Below are 18,725 nucleotides of genomic sequence, written 5' to 3'. Positions count from 1 at the left end.
TGTTGATTCTGCTGCCTTACTTACGAGATGAATTCATCAGCTTAATAGCTCCAAAATTGCCTCTTCTGGAAGTTCATCAATAACAGCAATCAATTCCTCTTCAATCAACTCCGCCATTCCTGCAACGGTTGGAGCCGAAAAGAGATTGTCTAGATTCAAATCAACCGGGAAGCTGTTCTTCAATCTGGAAATAATCTGAGTGGCCATGATTGAATCGCCGCCCAGGTCTTGAAAGTTTTTGTGAATGTCAACCTTTTTCACTCCAAGGACCTCTTCCCAAGCAGCAGCAATTTTTCTCACGAGTTCGTTACGTGGTGAATCGTCTTCGTCAGCCTGTATGACATATTGATGAATACCGGGGTATTGGATTTCTGTCTCCCTCACATCAGCTTCTTTGGCCTGAACATGAGTTACCTCAGGTGGTGAGATTGCTATGTCTGCTGCTCTGTGTTCAGGCTTTGCTGCTGTCAGTTCGGAAGTGGCGGCTGCTTCTTGATGGGTTCGATTACCTACGACAACTTTGGGTAAACGGTATCGTTCTTTGGCAAAAGGATAGCTTGGCAGACCTGATAGACGGCTCACCATTCCTTTTGAATAAAGAGCTTCCCACTCTATTTCGTTACCATGAACCCATAGCTCCGCCAGCTTTTTGATTTTCTTGTTCAGAGCGAGATTGCGGATAAAATCCCTTCCCTCTTCTGTATCACCGATCTTGATTCCACCCGTTTTGTTTATTTCTCCCATAAACAGATCAGCCGTTTTTGCCCCATTCCCTTGAATGAATTGCTCCAGCAGCGCATTCAGCTGTTCTTTACTGTTGACCACGACTGCTACTCGATGAGACATCGATTCCCTTGCTGTCTGATAGGTGTAAAGGAAATCCGCCAGTTTCACATCTTGATGCTTCTCTAAAAATGCCTTTGTTTTCATTGCATAGGCTACTAATTGCTCACGGGATTCAGCAGACAGCACGAAGACTCCCGTCGCGATCTCTTGACCTTCAACAGGAGCAGTGGATCTTACCCTTGATCGATCAAACTCTTCGATCACCAGATGAGCATTGGTGCCGCTGAAGCCAAAAGAGCTGACCGCTGCCAATCGAGAGCTTTTGGAATTGGTCTCCCAATCTTGCAGCTTGGTATTCACATAAACAGGGCTGTTTTCAAAATCAATGTGTTCATTCTCTTTGACAAAATGGATCGAAGGAGCCATCTTCTTGTTTTTCATGCTGAGTAAAACCTTAATGACACTCAACACCCCAGCCGCCGCTGTGGTATGCCCGATATTAGCTTTCAAAGAACCGATTGCGCAGAATCGTTTCTTCGGTGTAAATTGGCGGAACGATTCACTCAGCGCATGAATCTCTACTGGGTCCCCTAATTTGGTTGCGGTTCCGTGTGCCTCGATATATTGAATGTCTTCCACATCAATCTGATTTTTCGCGTAAATGGATTTTTGCAGGTCGCTTTGTGCTTGGAAGCTAGGCACGGTAATGCCCAATGTCCGTCCATCCTGATTGGTTCCACTGCCACGGATGACACCATAGATGCTGTCGTTATCCCGTAGTGCATCTTGCAATCTTTTTAAAATCACAACACCAACGCCATCCCCAACGACAATGCCATTAGCACCATTGTCAAACGGGCGGCACTCTCCTGTAGGAGAAAGCATCCTTGCGTTACTCATCGAGATAAACGGAGCAGGATGGGAGTAAATCGTAATTCCTCCTGCGATTGCAAGATTGACCTCTTCCGTCTTCAGCTTTTGGCAAGCAATATCGATCGCAACCAAAGAGGATGAGCAAGCAGTGTTAACAGCCAAAGCTGGTCCTTTTAGGTCAAGGAAATAAGCGATGCGCGAGGCAAGTATACTCGTATCAGATCCGAGCATGCCAAAATGAGAGAAATCTTGTTCTACTGTCATTCCCGCCATAGCGCCAATGATAGTTCCAACCGGTTGTCCTCTCAGCATGGACGGGGTGTAGCCCGCGTCCTCTAATGCTTGATAGCTCTCTTGTAAAAGGATGCGCTGCGTAACATCCATTGATTGGGCTTCGGTGGGAGAAATTTTGAAAAACGCCGGATCAAAATATTCGATATCCTCCATCGCCCCGTATCTAATCGGAATATCGACGAGCGCATTTTCTTTGAAAAAGGCGCGCCAGTCTGGGTTGGTCACTTCTTTGATGCAATCTTTACCCTCACTGACAAGCTCCCAGAACTCATCTTGCCCCTTTGCACCTGCTGTGCGGCAGGAAATCCCAATGATCGCAATATCATCGGAAGCAACTTTAGGCGGTTCGCAGGCAATATTTCGGGTTGGGACTCTCTCTGTATAGGTAGGCTTCTCTTCAAAATATTTGATTGTCTGCGCTGGTTGGCTCTCTGGTAGACGAGTAGCGATGTAGCTCGCCAATGCTTCTAGCGTATGATGTTCAAATACAACACTGGTTGGCAGTTTCAGATGAAACGTGCTATTGATGGCTTCGGACAATTGAACGGCATTGAGAGAGCCGATTCCCAAATCCTTCAGGGTTTCCACTTCTTCCAGCTCTTCTTGTCTCAAGCCTAAAACGGTAGAAAAGACCTCGATTAGGCTCACTTTGATTTTTGTCCGATCTGGAATGGACCGATCTGCCGCCAAATTGCGTTTTCGTTCAGAATATTCAGATGTAATTGGTTGATTTTGAGCATCAGACGCGAATAGTTTACTTGAACGGAGCTGACTAGGCTCGTTTTGCTGCAAATGGCTAGCAATATAGCTTGCTAAAGCATCTAGTGTATGATGTTCGAACACAACGCTGGTCGGTAGTTTCAAATTGAATTTGCTGTTAATCATTTCGGATAAGGCAACGGCGTTAAGAGAGCCAATTCCCATATCCTTCAAGGTCGCTACTTCTTCCAGTTCTTCTGGTTGAAGACCTAAAACAGCGGCAAAAGCCTCAACCAAGGATTCTCTGATTGTTTCCCTATTCCAATGAATGCTGTGATCATGCTGATTTGAATTCGAGAGAGTTCTCGATTGCTGTTTCGGATATGGAATATAACCGCTGTTTACCATTTCTGCTAATGCTTCTGGATAAGGTCTTTTCTTCGATATTTTGCTGGCATTCCATTCACAACGCTTCGTGTACGCAAGATGCGGAGCTTTTTTGAGCTTAAACAAACAATAGCTGATCCACCCTCGTTCGAGAGAGATAGATTGATTCACCGTATTGATATACAAATCTTGAACGGCTTTGGGCAGATGCTTGATGTACTGTTCCACGTCAGGATCATGCAAGGCGTTAGCAATCTGCGGCGATACGTCAATAATTTCATCGATCACTAACTGGTGCTCCGCTAAAAGCTCAATCCATTCTTGTACGGTGGGAATGCTGACTTCTACGTTCTGGTCTACGATCGGTCCTCGCGTATTGGCTATGTAATCGATCAACAGAACGGTTCCCCCTTCGTTCAGAGAAGAGGAGATATTTTGAAATAATCCATGTTTATTTCGAATATGGAAGCTCACTTCAATCCCGACAATAATGTCGTAGAGATCGGGAAAGGCATCCTTGGAGCTGTCTTTGTTGAATATCTTCGCACGAGCTCCCAGATTTTTCTGTGCGATTCGCTGATTGCCAAGCTCTGCTTGCGCCTTGGTAATCGTAAATCCGTGGGTTTCAATATGCGGAAAGAGCTCTGCTATTTGAATCACGTCTGTCCCATGACCGCATCCGAAGTCCAGCACTTTTTGTACCCGAGAGAAATCTTCTTTGCAAAATAGCACCTGGCGCATCTCTACTTGCTTCTCTCTGACCATTTCTCTTTCCAACGGATATTTTTCCGGGTTCAAAATGACACGGCTCATTGAAAAGCCTGGAATCTTCCTTTCAAATGGACATACGGTCAAGTAATCCTCGGAAAACTCCGCTTCGCTGCTGTTGGCGCTGTAAGTGTAAATTTCAACGGCCTTGTTTTCGAATTCTGGATGAGCGGATGTCATGCTCGTCTCCCTCCTAGAGCGATTCGTTTGATTGCGTTCTATCCAGCAAGTTCTCCTCTTAAATGGATAGGTTGGGAGCTTAGCTACTCGGGATAACTCCTTCCCTTCATGCAACTTCTGCCAAGGGATAGGATTGCCTAGAACCCATAATTTTGCCAGTTCTCCTACATCTTTTGATTCGATTGCCTGTGTAACCCGGTCTGATATCAATTCTTTATTTTCTTTGAGATCGCCAAAAAAGCAATGCTCCGTCTCTGCTTGATGCTCCAACCAGCGCTCTAGCTGCTGTAAAAGCTCTGTTTGACTATCGGTGATAACAGCCAAACGGCAAGGCATTTCTTCTCTTCCGATTTGAAGGGTGTAGGCTGTATTCGCTACATCAATATGCCGGTTCTTGTGGAAATAACCAATCCAGCGATGAATGTACGCTTGCAATCTCTCTTTATTCTTGGCCGAAAAGACAAACAGCTCGGGTTTTGACTCGTTTACTCTCCGTGATGATGGATTGTGGTTGTATTCCTCAACGATAAGATGGGCATTCACTCCACCGCCGCCAAAGCTGGTAATGCCTGCTCGTCGGGGGACTGTCTGCCCATCTACTGTGACCTGCTTCCATTCCGATACCTCTCGCTGCAATTGAAAGGGGAGCTGATCAAAACGAATATTTGGATTCAATTCGTCAGGAATCAGGGTTGGAACCAGTTTCTGATGCTGTAAGGACAAAATCACTTTCATCAGCTGCGACATGCCGGAAGCCGATTCACAATGCCCGACATTCGGTTTGACCGAACCGAGTCGATAGTCCCCTTCTGCTCCTTGACGGTTGTGGAAGGCTTTCATCACTGCTGTCATTTCGACGGCATCGACTATGTCTGATCCATAGGCGGAAGCTTCCAGATAACTAATGGATCGAGGGTCCAGCCCGCTTTCTTCCAACGCCTCTTCCATCACATCAGCAATAGGGTTGGGGCTTGGTGTCATGTAGCTATTGGCTTTGCCCTTATGGTTAACAGCGGTTCCGCGTATCACGGCATAAATATGGTCCAGGTCTCGCACAGCCTGATCGTAATCCTTGAGAACAACAGCACCCACTCCCTCGCCTGGCACAAAACCTATTCCGCCGTTCCCAAAGGCAGCACTGTCAGAAGTATGGGAGATGAGTTGCCCCACAGTCAGACCAAAGTAGGTAAGCGGATGGGTGTACAAATTCACTCCACCAGCAATCGCCATGCTTCCCTTCCCGTTTCGGATGTACTCACATGCTTCATGAATCGCTACGAGAGCTGAGGAGCACATCGTATCGATCGGCATACTCGGACCCTGTAGGTTTAGATAGTACGAAACCCGATTTACCATCGACGAATACGAGGTTGTCGGAAAGTGCTGAGTGGTTTCCGTGCTATACAAATGAAATCCTTGTTTCGTAATTCCACCAAATACCCCTGTTCGCTTTCGCAGCTCCGCAGACATCTTCGATGGGGCGTAGCCTGCATCTTCTAACGCCTTCCAACACTCTTCTAGATACAGGCGCTCTTGCGGGTCTATGTTTTCTGCTTCTCGCGGAGTCATATGAAAAAATAACGGATCAAACTGATCAAATTCCTCTAAAAAGGCGCCCCATTTGCTATAGCTTTTTCCTTGGGAAATGGCTTCCTCCCGATTTGGATGATAATACTCTGTCCAATCCCAACGCTTAGCTGGAATTTCTGAGATAGACTTTTTACCCTGTACTAAATTCTCCCAAAACTCATCCAAGGTGTTCGCTTGAGCAAAACGCCCACTCATGCCAATAATCGCTATTTTCCCGGAGGACGCAGGCTTGGACGCCGTCCTTTGCGAATGAGCAGATGACGCAAATGCTCTCGTTTTTCTTGGATTTCGTTTCCCTTCGGTTTTCAGCAATGGGGCAACCTCAGCATGATCTTCCGTTCGATTTGGCTCCTGCTCCTGCTTCTGCTCATCCATTCCTGTGAGCGAAATCAGCGCTTCTCTTTGTGTCTCTAGTAAATGCTCGACTAAGTCATCTATTGTCTGATATTCAAAAAACAAAGTACCGCTGATAGTTTCGCCGAAAATTTTCCGAAATTGATTGATCAGTTGCACAGATAAAATGGAATCCATACCATATGCCTCTAAAGGCTCGGAAGCATCCATTCGGTTACTCGGCATTTTCAGCGTTTCAGCAATCAGCTGTTTGATGTATTCCGTACTTTTTTCGCGCAGTACATCTTGGTTTGCCCTACCTTCAGGAGCGGAAGGTATTTCCACTCTCTTTGCTTTTGGCTGTTCGGCATTTACGACCGTCTTAGGTTTAGGCGGCTGTTTTGTTTGCTGTTGGCGGATCACGCCGTCGCTTTCGGTCACAATAATCTGCTGCCCCATCGCGTGCGCCTCTTCTGTTGGGAAAAAGACCGACTGAAATCCTTCTTCCTCCAATACTCTCTGCCACGTTGACGAGGATAACCCAGGGCAGCCTGAAAGGCGCAGCTCTGGGTCTTCGTACAGCCACCATCCCTCTAGCAAACCAAAGGTAAGATGGAGGAAGATGGTGTTTTTACTCATTTCATTTAGGAAAAGCAAGCCGTTCTTCTTTAGAACGGCTTTCGCGTTACGCACGGTTTGGCGGATATTTTTCGTGGCATGCAGGACATTTGCTGCAATGACAATATCATATCCGCCCAAATCAATTCCTTGTCCCGTAACCGGCTCTTCTACGTTAAAAATCTGATAGGTCAAATAAGGATTGCTTGGGCCATACTCTTTTTCTGCATGCATGAAAAAGGCTTTGGAGAGGTCTGTATAGCAATATTCCTGGATATGCTCTTGATACGCCTTTAGTTTTTGGAAAACGACGGCACTCGTTCCTCCCGTACCTGCACCTATCTCGAGAATGCGAATTCGGGCCGCAGCATCTTGGTTGAGCCGTTCCTCAACAAAAGCTACCACTGTATCAGCAAGCACTTCATTGAAGTAGTCGGAAACTGTGTTATTTTTGTATACCTTCTCGACTAATTCCATCGATGAATTGGGAAAGATGACCTCTGTGGCCCGGACTTTTCCAGTGAGAATTTGCGGTAAAGCACGCAAGGTTGCCTCGACTAGCTTGACTTGCGCATTCGTATCCGGATTTTTTAGCCAGACTTCTTTTTCTTGCTCCCATTCTTGCCAGACAGCCGTACTGAAAATGGGGGCCGTATCGATCACAGTAGATGTTGCGCTATCGTAAACGAGATAATCATTCCGGGCCAAAACAGAAGCCGTTTCTTCGAGCCACATGTCATATAAGTCCAGCAGACCGCTTTTTCTTTTGAGATCGCTGAGCGCTTGATTCTTTTCCGTAAAGCAGCCAAGCGACTGCATTTGACCCCACAGTAACTTTAAGAGAAGCTCGTCCATTTTGTTCATTCTAGGCACTCCTTCGGCTTACACGTATAGAACCGGTTTGTCCTGTTCTCTTGCTGATTGAGATTGCAGGGTGGTATTGACTAGAAATTCAGTCATGTGCTTCAGCGTTGGATAGTCCATCATCACAGCAGGTGTCAGTTCAAGCTTGTACTTCTGATTGATTTTCGCAGAAAACTCGGTGAGCTTGACTGGGTCGAATCCGTACTCCTTGAGTTCAATATCCGCATCGATTTCTTCGCTCTCTACCTTAAGGATTTGAGAGGCGAGTTGAATGATCGTTGCTTGTACGTCATCAAACAAGCTGTCCGCGCCCGTATCTGCTTCTGATGCAAAATAGGCTGCTTTGGGCATCTCTTTTACTTTTAACTTGTTTTGAATGCTTGCCATGCTGGAGGAAATTTTGGCTGAAACGACTACAACAGATTCCTGTGTATTGATTCCTTCCATCTCGAGTGGCTTGGTCGTTTTCATCAGCGCCACTTGATTCATCGGACCTGATAGCAAGGCTTCCAATGCCTCCATCCCTTCTGAAGGTTCAATCGAGCCTATGCCGATCTGTTCCATTCGTTCCTGATAGCCTTTGGATGCAACGATTCCAACACTGCCCCAGTATCCCCAGTTCATTACTTTCACCGCGCATGTCCACTCCTTGGCAAGCTGATGGGCGAAAGCATCTTTGAAGGTGCAGCCTGAAGCATAATTGCTTTGCCCAGGCGATTTCGTAAACGAATTAATCGAAGAGAAAAACAGGACAAAATCCAATGGCTCCTGACCAAACACTTGGCTGATCCGCACACTTACCTCTACTTTTGGTACCAGTCCAGCTCGGAAGGTCGTCTCGTCCATATTCGCCAGACTTCTATCAAGGAGAACAATGGCGGAATGAATCACGCCGTTAATCTTGCCGTACTGCTTCATGATCTCTTCGTAAGCAGATTGCAGTGATTCGCGATCCGTAGCATCGGCTTCGATGTAGTGCGGTGCAGGTCCTAAGCTAGCAAGTTGATTTATTTTGTTCTGAATCGACTCATCTTTTTTACGGCGACCGATCCAAATGATTTGTGCTTGATAGGTGCCGATCATGTATTCGCTCCACGCTTGTCCAATACCACCCGCGCCTCCAATCACAACATAGACGCCATGTTGTCGGTAGACGGTTTGGTTAATGGAAGGACTCTGCACGGGCATCAGCTGCTGGCGATACCACGCGTGTCTACGATATGCCCAAGCGTTTCCATGAGCGTCGGCAGGTAAAGCAAAAACATCACGTAGCGGCCACTCGGCATGTGCCTCCAAATCAACGAGTCTTACCTTCCAGTTCGGATATTCCTTCGCCATCGATCCGATCAATCCGTGGATGCTGGCATGCGTTGGATGGACCTTATCCTTTTTGTTGATAGCCTGTGCCTGGACAGTAATGATCGTCCAGCCCAAGTCTCTCGTCTGATACCCCAACGCAAGCAAAGCCTTGATCAAGCGGAAAACGTGAATAACGCCCCGCTCCTGCTCATTCATCAAGGACTCGTCTTTTACGGAATCCACAGGGCTGTCAGGAGCAACCCAAAGAATATGATTGATCATACCCTGCTCCTCCAGCTTACTGGCGATTACCTCTATCGAATCAATTGGCTGAAGCTGGATAACAGAAGCTTGGGGGTAATGTCGTTGAAGGAGGCTTCTCTCCTTTTCTTCGGCGCAAACGATGACTACTTTTTCACTGGTTGCTGGAATGACTTCACCTTTTTCTACAAGCACGGCGTTCCATACTGGAGTGAGCATCGTGGTTCCCATCAATGGTGGAGCGGAAGTCACTGTATCCTGCGTTTCTCTCACCGTTGCACGCCGTTTTTCAATCCCAATTGAAAAACCTCTCATCCTCATGCCTATTCTGCCTGCCTCATCACATAGATCGATATCTATTTTCATATTCTCCGCTTGGACATCCTCACTGAATCGAATGAGAGCATACATCACAACAGGATGATTCTCGTAGATCTCCAGCTCTTCAAGGGTAAAAGTACCATCTGGCTGGATAGCGCTGATGCTGTCAGATGATGTAGCCCACGTGATCAAATAACGTGATGACTGCAACAAAGACTCCAGCAGGCTAGGATGGAGAATGAATTGTTCTGCTGTCTCCACAGCAATCGAAGGCAAGGAGAGTTTTACCAGAACTTGTTCCCGCGAACTGTATACTTGGTCAATCCCTTGAAAATCCGCATGATCAGCCATTCCATGTTCCTTTAACAGCTCGTAGCATTGTCGGGCTGTAAGCATCTCACTGCTCTCGGCTTGCAAGGCAGGTAGATCCAAATTTGGTACTTCATCGAACGAAGTGAATTCGACCATACCCTGGTTGTGTACCACAGACTTGGTATCATCTTCATTCGATCCGCTGTAGATTTCATAGGCAAGCTCTCCAGAATCCTCTGGATAGATCCCCAAGTGTACCTGAACCAGATCATCGCCCACCAATAGCGGTTGATCTGTGACAATATGAGACATTCGGATTCCAGATAAAGTCCCCTCTCTATCTCCTGCTGCCTGTTTCACTGCCGCCCGTGCCATTTCCAGATAAGCAGTGAGTGGAAAGAAGCGCTGCCCGTTTCGAAGATGGTCAGCCAAGAACGTCTCCTGCCCGGTAAAACTCGAACTGTATCTCAGCTCATAGAGGTCAGAAGTGTTCTTGTGAAGCAATGGATGGAGGATATCCCCTCTAGCAGAAGGAGTGTCGGACATACCTGTTTCTATTGGCTTTTGAACGTCTATCCAGTATCGCTCTTTGGCAAAAGGATAGGTAGGCAAGCTGACGCGACGCGGCTTTTCGTCGGTATAGAGCTTATTCCAGTCAATAGAGACGCCCTTGACCCAAAGGTCCATCAGTTTTGCGTATTTCCCCTTGGCAATCCATGTCTCCACTGTTTGCTTCATATCTTCATCAGCAAAAAGAGCTACCGTGTCATGGTTGCGTTTCACTCGCCCACGATACAGCTCGGCAATGTTCTCTGCGCCTTCTGCAAAATGCGTTAGTTTTTCCGCAAGCTCACCCACTGATCTGACGATAACAGCCAAGCGTTCCTCCAGCGCTTCCCGCCCTACCTGAAGCGTAAAGGCGATATCAGCCAAATGGGCATCGGTGAATGCTTCTGCTTTGATCGCCTTCAATAATCGATTCACTTGAGCGAACAGTCTCTCTTCGTTTTTCGCTGAGAGCACGATCACTTTTGGATGCTGTGGCTGCATGCTACTCTCGGGCAGTTTATCTTTTTCGAGATACTCTTCGATGACGATATGGACATTGGCTCCTCCCGCCCCAAACGACGATAGCCCAGCAATTCTCGGATACTCCTTGGTTACTCCGTTGATTTCAATAATGGGTCGTTTCCATTCTGCCAGCTTTTGCTGAACCGCAAATGGTGTATCACTGAAATCAATGTTTGGATTCATTATCTCAGCGTGGAGGGATGGTGCAATTTGACCATACTTCATTTGAAGCAATATTTTGGTCAGTCCCGCAATTCCCGCCGCGCTCTCCGTATGTCCAATGTTCGACTTCGCCGAGCCGATGGCGCAGAATTGCTTGTCTTTCGTATATTGTCCAAATGCTCGAGTCAGTCCCGCAATCTCGATTGGATCGCCCAAAGCGGTACCTGTACCATGCGCTTCGATGTAGCTGACGGCCCGAGCATCCACTCCTGCCCTCTGCAATGCCTCGTGGATTACCTGCGACTGCGCAATGGGGTTTGGAACGGTATATCCATTTGTTTTGCCGCCTGCATTGAGCATGCTTCCCTTGATCACGCCGTATATGTGATCTCCGTCGGCAATCGCCTTTTGCAGAGGCTTCAATACGATAGCTCCCACACCTTCTCCATCTACAAAGCCGTCCGCTTGATCGCCAAACGACTTGCAACGGTCACCAGCAGAAAGCATCGTCGCTCCAGACAGTCGAATATAGTGGAACGGATCGACAATTAAATTGACCCCGCCAGCGATGGCACATTCACTTGTACCGCTGTACAGGCTTTCCAAGGCTAAATGAATCGCCGTCAAGGAAGAGGAGCACGCCGTATCCACTGCTAGACTTGGTCCTTGGAAATTGAACAAATAGGAAAGACGATTCGCAATCGACCAGTAGCTCGTTCCTGCTGGGTAATTTCCATTCATGACACCCACAAACACACCAATTTTTCTGCTTTCTCCTAAAGTGGCAGGGGTGTAGCCCGCGTCTTCCATACTGGCGTATGCCGTTTGTAAAAATAAGCGCTCCTGAGGGTCCATTTGCTCCGCTTCGTTAGGCGAAATTTGGAAAAACAGCGGGTCGAATTTATCCATATCCTCGATGAAACCGCCCCATTTGGTGTACATGTATCCTCTTTTTCCTTTTTCTTCGCTGAAAAATTCTTGCCAATTCCAACGATCCTTCGGCACTTCCGTGATGCAATTCTTCCCTTCTTTCAGGCGAGTCCAAAACTCCCGGACATCCTCCGCTTGCGGATAACGACCTGCAAGACCAATGATCGCCACATCCTGTCTGGACGGCGCTGCTGGTTTTTCCGCTTCCGTATCAAGAGCTTGCAGGAAACGACGAGACTTTACCCTTCGAACTGCCGAGCCAGCTTGCTCTCTGGTTGTCTTTGTTGAAGCTACTGCGTTGGTTATTTGCTTTTGAACAGGCTGCTGTTCATCTATTCCTACTAATGCTAGTAATTCATCCGCTTGTGTTGTCATGAAATGCTCGACTAGCGCATCAATCGTTTGATATTCAAAAAAGAGGGTCGTGCTGATCTGATGCAATTTTTTCCGTAAGACATTTGTCATTTGCACAATCATAATCGAATCAATGCCATACTCCTCCAAGGCGGCAGAAGAATCGATCTGGTCAAATGGAATTTTCAATGTTTCTCCGACCAATTGCTTGAAATAGGCTGTGCTCTTCTCCCGAAGCATATCCTCCGTACTTATTCCCCGGTCTGCATTTGCAGGAATGGGTAGAGTTGAGGCTGAGGTCCCCATTGATTTCTGCCGTTGTTTGGATTTACGGACAACACCGTCACTCTCAGCAATCATCATCTGTGGATAGGAGACAACTCGGTAGCCCTCATTTCTCAATGCTTTTTGCCAAGCTTCCAGAGGTACTGAAGGACCTTCTGCGAGGTCTTTACGCACGTTTTGATCGGCCATCTCTCTTACTAGAAGCAGACCATTCCTTTTTAAGAGATTCTTGCAGTTACGCAGGGTTTGGCGAATTTGTTGAGCAGTGTGCAGTTTATCAGCTGTGATAATCAAGTCGAATTCACCAGCATTTATTCCTTGTTCACCTAACGCCGCTTCTGAATCAAGTACTTGGAAGCTGATAAAAGATTGATAGCCATGTAATTTTTGCGAAAGCAAGGAACTGGTAGATTCTGTACCCGCTCCGAATTCGAGAATCCGAATTCGTGCTGATGGGTCCTGCTTCAATCTCTCCTTGATAAAGGCAGCCACCACATCAGCAAGCCCTTCATTTTCATGGACAGACAGCTGTAGCATGGATGGGTATATTGCAGAGTGAACATCCACCCATTCCTCTACCTTCATCCCTTCAATGACAATAGGCTTTGTGATCTTCATGAAAGCAATTTGATCCATGGCTCCTGCGAGAAGTGTCTCTATGGCTTGCATTGCTTCTGGAGGCTGAATAAGGCCAATGCCGATTTCCTCCAAACGACGATAGGTTTCTACCATCTCTTGGTGAGACTCTTCCACTTGCCCACTGCTCCAATATCCCCAATTGATCAGTTTCACTGCACATGGCCATGCTTGGGTCAATTGATGGGCATAGGCATCCTTAAAGGTACATCCGGCCGCGTAGTTGCTTTGCTTCGGAGCTTTCGTAACTGCCATGAGCGAAGAGAAGAATAAGACAAAATCCAACGGCTCGTTCTCAAACACAGAAGCGATGTTCACACTCACATCAACCTTAGACGAGAGCACTGCTCGGAAACCTACCTCCTGCATATTTTCCAAGCTTTCCTCCACCAAGACCATGGCAGAATGAACAACTCCGTCAATCCGTTGATACGTTTGCTTTATCTGTTCATAAGCCTGTTGCAAAGCGTTCTGCTGCGCTGCATCCGCTGCTATATAGTCTGGTGCTGGTCCATAAGCGGCAAGTCTATCCATCTTCGCTTGAATCTCTTCATTTTTTTGACGGCGACCAATCCATATGATCTGGGCTTGATAGGTACGAATCATATATTCGGTCCATGCTTCGCCGATGCCACCAGCACCGCCAACCACCACATAAATGCCACCCTGCTTCATACGTGTCTGATCAATCGGAGGATGGTCGACGGTAAGCAACTGCTGGCGATACCATTCGCCCTGACGATAAACCCACGGACGCCCCTGACGATCTCTTGGCAGCCTCACCATATCGTCCAACGGCCATTCAGATTCGGCCTCCACATCCAAGAGTCGAATCTTCCAGTTTGGATATTCCTTCGCCATCGAACCAATTAACCCATGAATACTGGCGTGGCAAGGATTCACAACATCTGTATGGCGAACGGGCTGGGATTGAACCGTGATGATACTCCACCCCAACTCCTTCCTTCCATATCCCAAGCGAAGCAAGGCTTTAATCGTTCGGAAGCATAGAATCACTCCCTGATCTTGCCCCGCGATTAATCGATGATCCGCCAAGGAATCTATCGCATCAAAAGGAGCGATCCACACCAGATGATCAATGGAACCAAGCTCTTCCAATCGATCTACGATTTCCTCAATCGTATTCTCAGCCTGAAGGGACATCACTTTTGCTCGTGGATAGTATTGTTGAATAGCGCTCCTATTCTCTTCATTTCCGCCCACAATAACAACCTGCTCATCAGCAGTAGGGAAAAGCTGACCCTTCTCAACAGGAGTCACATCCCACACAGCAGACAGCATGAGATTCCCCACAGGAGGCTCCAGAGAGGTTGCGGAAGAAGCGCTGCTCGAAGAAACATGGCTCGCTTGCTTCCCGTCCTCCAGCACTCGCATGGAATATCCTTTTATTCGTACACAAACGGTTCCTTGGTCATCACATAGATCAATATCCAGCTTCTGCACCTTGTCGTCTGCGCTGCTGTTTGCACTGTATCGAACGTACGCCCACATCGAGGATGTGCACTTGTCGTGAATTTCCACTTCCTCCATGGCAAAAGGCAAGGAGGGCTTGCGACTGGAATGACCATCCTCTGATGAGGTCTCTTCCCCAACCATCATCAGCCCGATAGATGCCTGTAAAGCCGAATCCATTAAGCTTGGATGCAGGACAAAAGGGTTCTCCATTTCGGAGACGGAGGCTGGCAAGGATAGCTTGGCTAATACTTTTCCCTCCCCTACATACAAGGTGTCAATCCCTTGATGTGCCGAACCATATTCCATTCCTATTGAATGAAAAATGCTGTAGCATTGTTCGGATGAAAACGCTCGTTGACTGCACTCCCCTTGTAAGGACGGAAGGTTCAGGGTATGTTTCTTTGCAACAGAGTGAAGCATGACGCTGCCTTGACTGTGTACGACGGGTTCTGCATCCATAGCATCTATCTCACTATAGATTTCAAAGGTAATCTCACCATTCTCTTCGGGAACAAGACCGATATGTACCTGTGCAGGCTGATCACCCACAACAATTGGCCGTGTCCAAACCACGTTTTTGAGTTGAATCTGGGCTGGTTCTTCAGTCAAGGCAGCCGTTGCTTGCTCTGCTGCTGCTCTCGCCATTTCCAGATAGGCAACTCCCGGCAAGATTCTCTGCTTCTTCACAACATGATCCGATAAGAAAAACTCCTGACCTGTAAAGGTGGAACTAAACCTCTGTTCAGAAAAATCAGAAGTATTCCGCTGCAACAGTGGATGAATCACAGTTTCACTCATGAATGGAGCTGCTGCCTTGCCGCTCACAGATTTACTATTGCTCTCTGGAATCCAGTAACGATTCTTCGCAAATGGGTACGTGGGCAAGGGAATGCGTCTAGGTTTGCTATTCAGGTAAAGCTGTTCCCAGTCCATTTCATAGCCTGTCACCCAACATTCAGCTATTTTTCTGATGTCGCCTTCTGCAATCCAGCTTTGGATAAGCTGTTGAGAGTCTTGGTCGTTGTTCGGCTTCAAGCTCCCTTTCCAACAATGATCGATCGTATTCTCGCCTCTCGAAAAAGCTTCCAATTTTTCGATTAGCTCAGGTATATCCTCTACGACAAAGGCTACTCGTTCTTTCATCGCTTCTCGTCCAACTTGCAAGGTAAACGCCACATTTTCCAGATCAATTTGCGTTTCTAAATCAGCAAAAGACTGATCTTCTATTTCTATTTCGTCTCGATGGCTATCCATGAGAGATTCGATGACAGAAGCAATGGAACTGCTTTGATCGAACTCCTTGATATCAAGCTGAATATTCAGCTCCTCTTGCATTTTTTGCTTGAGCTGTGTGAGTTGAACGAGGTCTACCCCGTATTCATGCCACTCTTGTTCGATCTCAATGCTGTTTTCTCCCACATGAATAATACTGGATAAAATCTTGCGCAGCTTCTTCTCCAGCATTTCTTGAAGCTGATTGTCAGATGATGCCCTTTTCAGAAAATCCGCTATTTTTTGCGCATAGGCTTGCAATCGTTCTTTATTCTTGGCAGATAGCGGAATCATCACTGGTTGATTTTTATGGCCGATGGCTTGCGTTTTCGCCTCTGTTTCAACTGGGATGTATTCTTCCAAAATAATATGCGCATTGGACCCCGAAGCTCCAAACGAGCTTACCCCTGCTCGTCTCGGAACGGTGATTTCTTGACCGTTTTCCATGCTCACCGATTTCCACTCTTCTGTCCGTTGCTGTACATAAAAGGGAGATTGCGCAAAATCAATAAACGGATTTACTTCCTTGGCATGTAAGGAAGCAACAAGCGTTTTATGATAGAGCTGAAGAACAGCTTTTTGCAGACCGCTGATACCTGCGGCAGATTCTGCATGCCCGATATTTGATTTCACCGAGCCTATGGAACAAAACTGTTGATCGTCTGTATATTGACGAAACGCTTTCACCAACCCTTGGATTTCAATCGGATCGCCTAAAGAGGTTCCTGTCCCATGCGCTTCCACATAACTGATCGTTCTGGCGTCCACACCGCTCTTTTCCAGGCATGCTGTAATCACTTCTGCCTGAGCAACAGGGCTTGGCACGGAAGGCCCGCTCACCGATCCGACGTGGTTCACACTGCTTCCTTTTACCACGGCATAAATGTGATCCCCATCCTCAATCGCTTTGCGCAATGGCTTCAACACGACCGTACCGACGCCTTCTCCAGAAACATACCCATCGCCATCCTTGCCAAAGGTATGACAATAGCCATCACTCGAGTGCATATCCATCATGCCGTATGACAAGTATTTGCCAGGATGCAAGGATAAATTGACGCCCCCCGCCAATGCTACCTCACATTCTCCGCGCTTGATGCTCTCCAACGCCAAATGAACAGCCGTCAGGGAGGATGAGCATACGGTGTCAATCGCCATGCTCGGACCATGAAAATTGCAGAAATAAGAAACGCGATTGGCAATCGGTGCATAGTTCAAGGATAACGGGAACATTTCTCCCCGAGACATCGCTTCCGCTCCGATTAGGGAATAATCCTTGTGCATTACGCCAACAAAGACACCCACCTGCCGCCTGTTACTGCTGCCCCGAGGCGGAACAATCGTCTTCGGCGTATACCCCGCATCTTCCATCGCTTCCCAGCATGTTTCCAAAAACAAACGCTCCTGAGGGTCCATCGTTTCTGCTTCCCGCGGCGATATTCTGAAAAAGGGAGAATCAAAGCAATCAGGGTCTTCAATAAACCCTCCCCATTTGGATATTTGCTTTCCAGAAGGGGATTTGAGTTCTCCAAACTGCTGCCAATCCCAGCGAGATTTCGGGACTTCTTTAATGCAGTCTTTGCCCTCTTTTAAATTCATCCAAAATTCTTGGAGATTTGTTGCCTCTGGATAACGGCCTGCCATTCCGATGATCGCAATTTCTTCATCAGCAATCGATACATGACTCTTAGAGTTTGCTGATGAATCCACAACCCTGGCAGGTTGCGGCAACTCTTGTCTGCCTTCCTGTTTCATCAAGTCAAGCCCGCTGAATACGGAAGCATGATTCTCGGCCAGATAGGCGGCCAACTCAGCGATATTCGTATATTCAAACAATAAAGTAGGAGCCAGCGGCGTTCCTACTTTCGCTTCGACAGCCTTAACCACTTCCAACAAGCCCGGTGAATTCAGCCCCATTTCATAGTAACCAATCTGCGTATCAATCAACGCTGCTGGAACTTGTAATCGATCTGCCAGCAGTTGTTGTAAAAAGGTTTGTGCTTTACTCACTAAAGCAGACTGTGGCTCATCCAATTCATGAATGGGTCCTTCCGACAGTGATACCGTTTGCTTGGATGGTTGAATATCCACTCGAGGCAAAGGTACTTCTTTTTTATTCGGATTGATCAGACCAGGATCACGAACTAACTTGCCCGCAAAATTTTGCAAATGCGCAATTTTTTTGCCTGAACGATCAAAGAACTCCATCGTCATATACATCAGTTCATTTTTTCGTTGGATGGATGAAGCTTGTACTCTGGCAAAGCAATGCTGCTGCAATAGATCGGAAGCACGAAAAGATTCATAAAAAAGCGGCAAAAATAGCCGTTGTTCTTCTTGGACTACCGAAGTGAACAAGACCATCGAGCCGATCGCTGACCCATCGATCAAGGTCGGGTGAAACATGAACCCTTCCGCACTGGGAAGGGCATGTTTACCGAGTGAAATATCTAGTACCGCCGCTGAATCTGTTTCGTAAATCGTTCCTTCTGCCTTCATAAAACCTGTATGCACCAATTCCTGGCGGCGGCATTGCTCATACACGTCATGCAGATTGACCTTTTTGTTTACCGCTTGTTCTAGCATGAGCAGATCCAGCGTTTCATCGAACTGAGCAGAGCCACTTTGATGCATTTCAGCAGTGACATAGAGCCTTTTCTCCGCGTCTAAAATGCCGTTGCGTTGTGTCTGGCCCTCCATTCGAATCTGCCACTGCCCTGCTTTGCCTTGCGTGCACTGAATGCTCAGCATGACATCATAATCTTGTCCCACCATGATCGGATGATAGATCGTTAGATTGCGAAGCTCAAGCTCGCGGTAATCATGTCCATTTTCTCGAAATATTTGATACAACAGATCAATATGGGCTAATCCGGGCAACAGTTCCTGACCGTGCGCTTTATGATTTTTGAGGATTGGATGGTTGATCGTTATAAGAAGCTGATCATGCACTT

The 18,725-nt window shown here is 47.1% G+C and carries 2 protein-coding genes; both read right to left on the bottom strand.

Annotation, left to right across the window (positions count from 1 at the left end):
• Nucleotides 1-36: 36 nt before the first annotated feature.
• Nucleotides 37-7,392: a beta-ketoacyl synthase N-terminal-like domain-containing protein gene (locus C7R91_RS00655; RefSeq protein WP_047068487.1), complete on the bottom strand. Its 7,356-nt coding sequence runs from the start codon at nucleotides 7,390-7,392 to the stop codon at nucleotides 37-39.
• An 18-nt stretch (nucleotides 7,393-7,410) separates the two neighbouring features.
• Nucleotides 7,411-18,723 carry an SDR family NAD(P)-dependent oxidoreductase gene (locus tag C7R91_RS00650; RefSeq protein ID WP_047068488.1) on the bottom strand — a complete coding sequence of 3,771 codons (11,313 nt, stop codon included), beginning with the start codon at nucleotides 18,721-18,723 and terminating at the stop codon, nucleotides 7,411-7,413.
• Between the last annotated feature and the right edge of the window lie 2 nt (nucleotides 18,724-18,725).

The organism is Brevibacillus formosus, from assembly GCF_003013405.1.
GTDB lineage: Bacteria > Bacillota > Bacilli > Brevibacillales > Brevibacillaceae > Brevibacillus > Brevibacillus formosus.
Note: the sequence above shows the minus strand (reverse complement) of the source record. Positions and strands in the feature narration are given on the sequence as shown.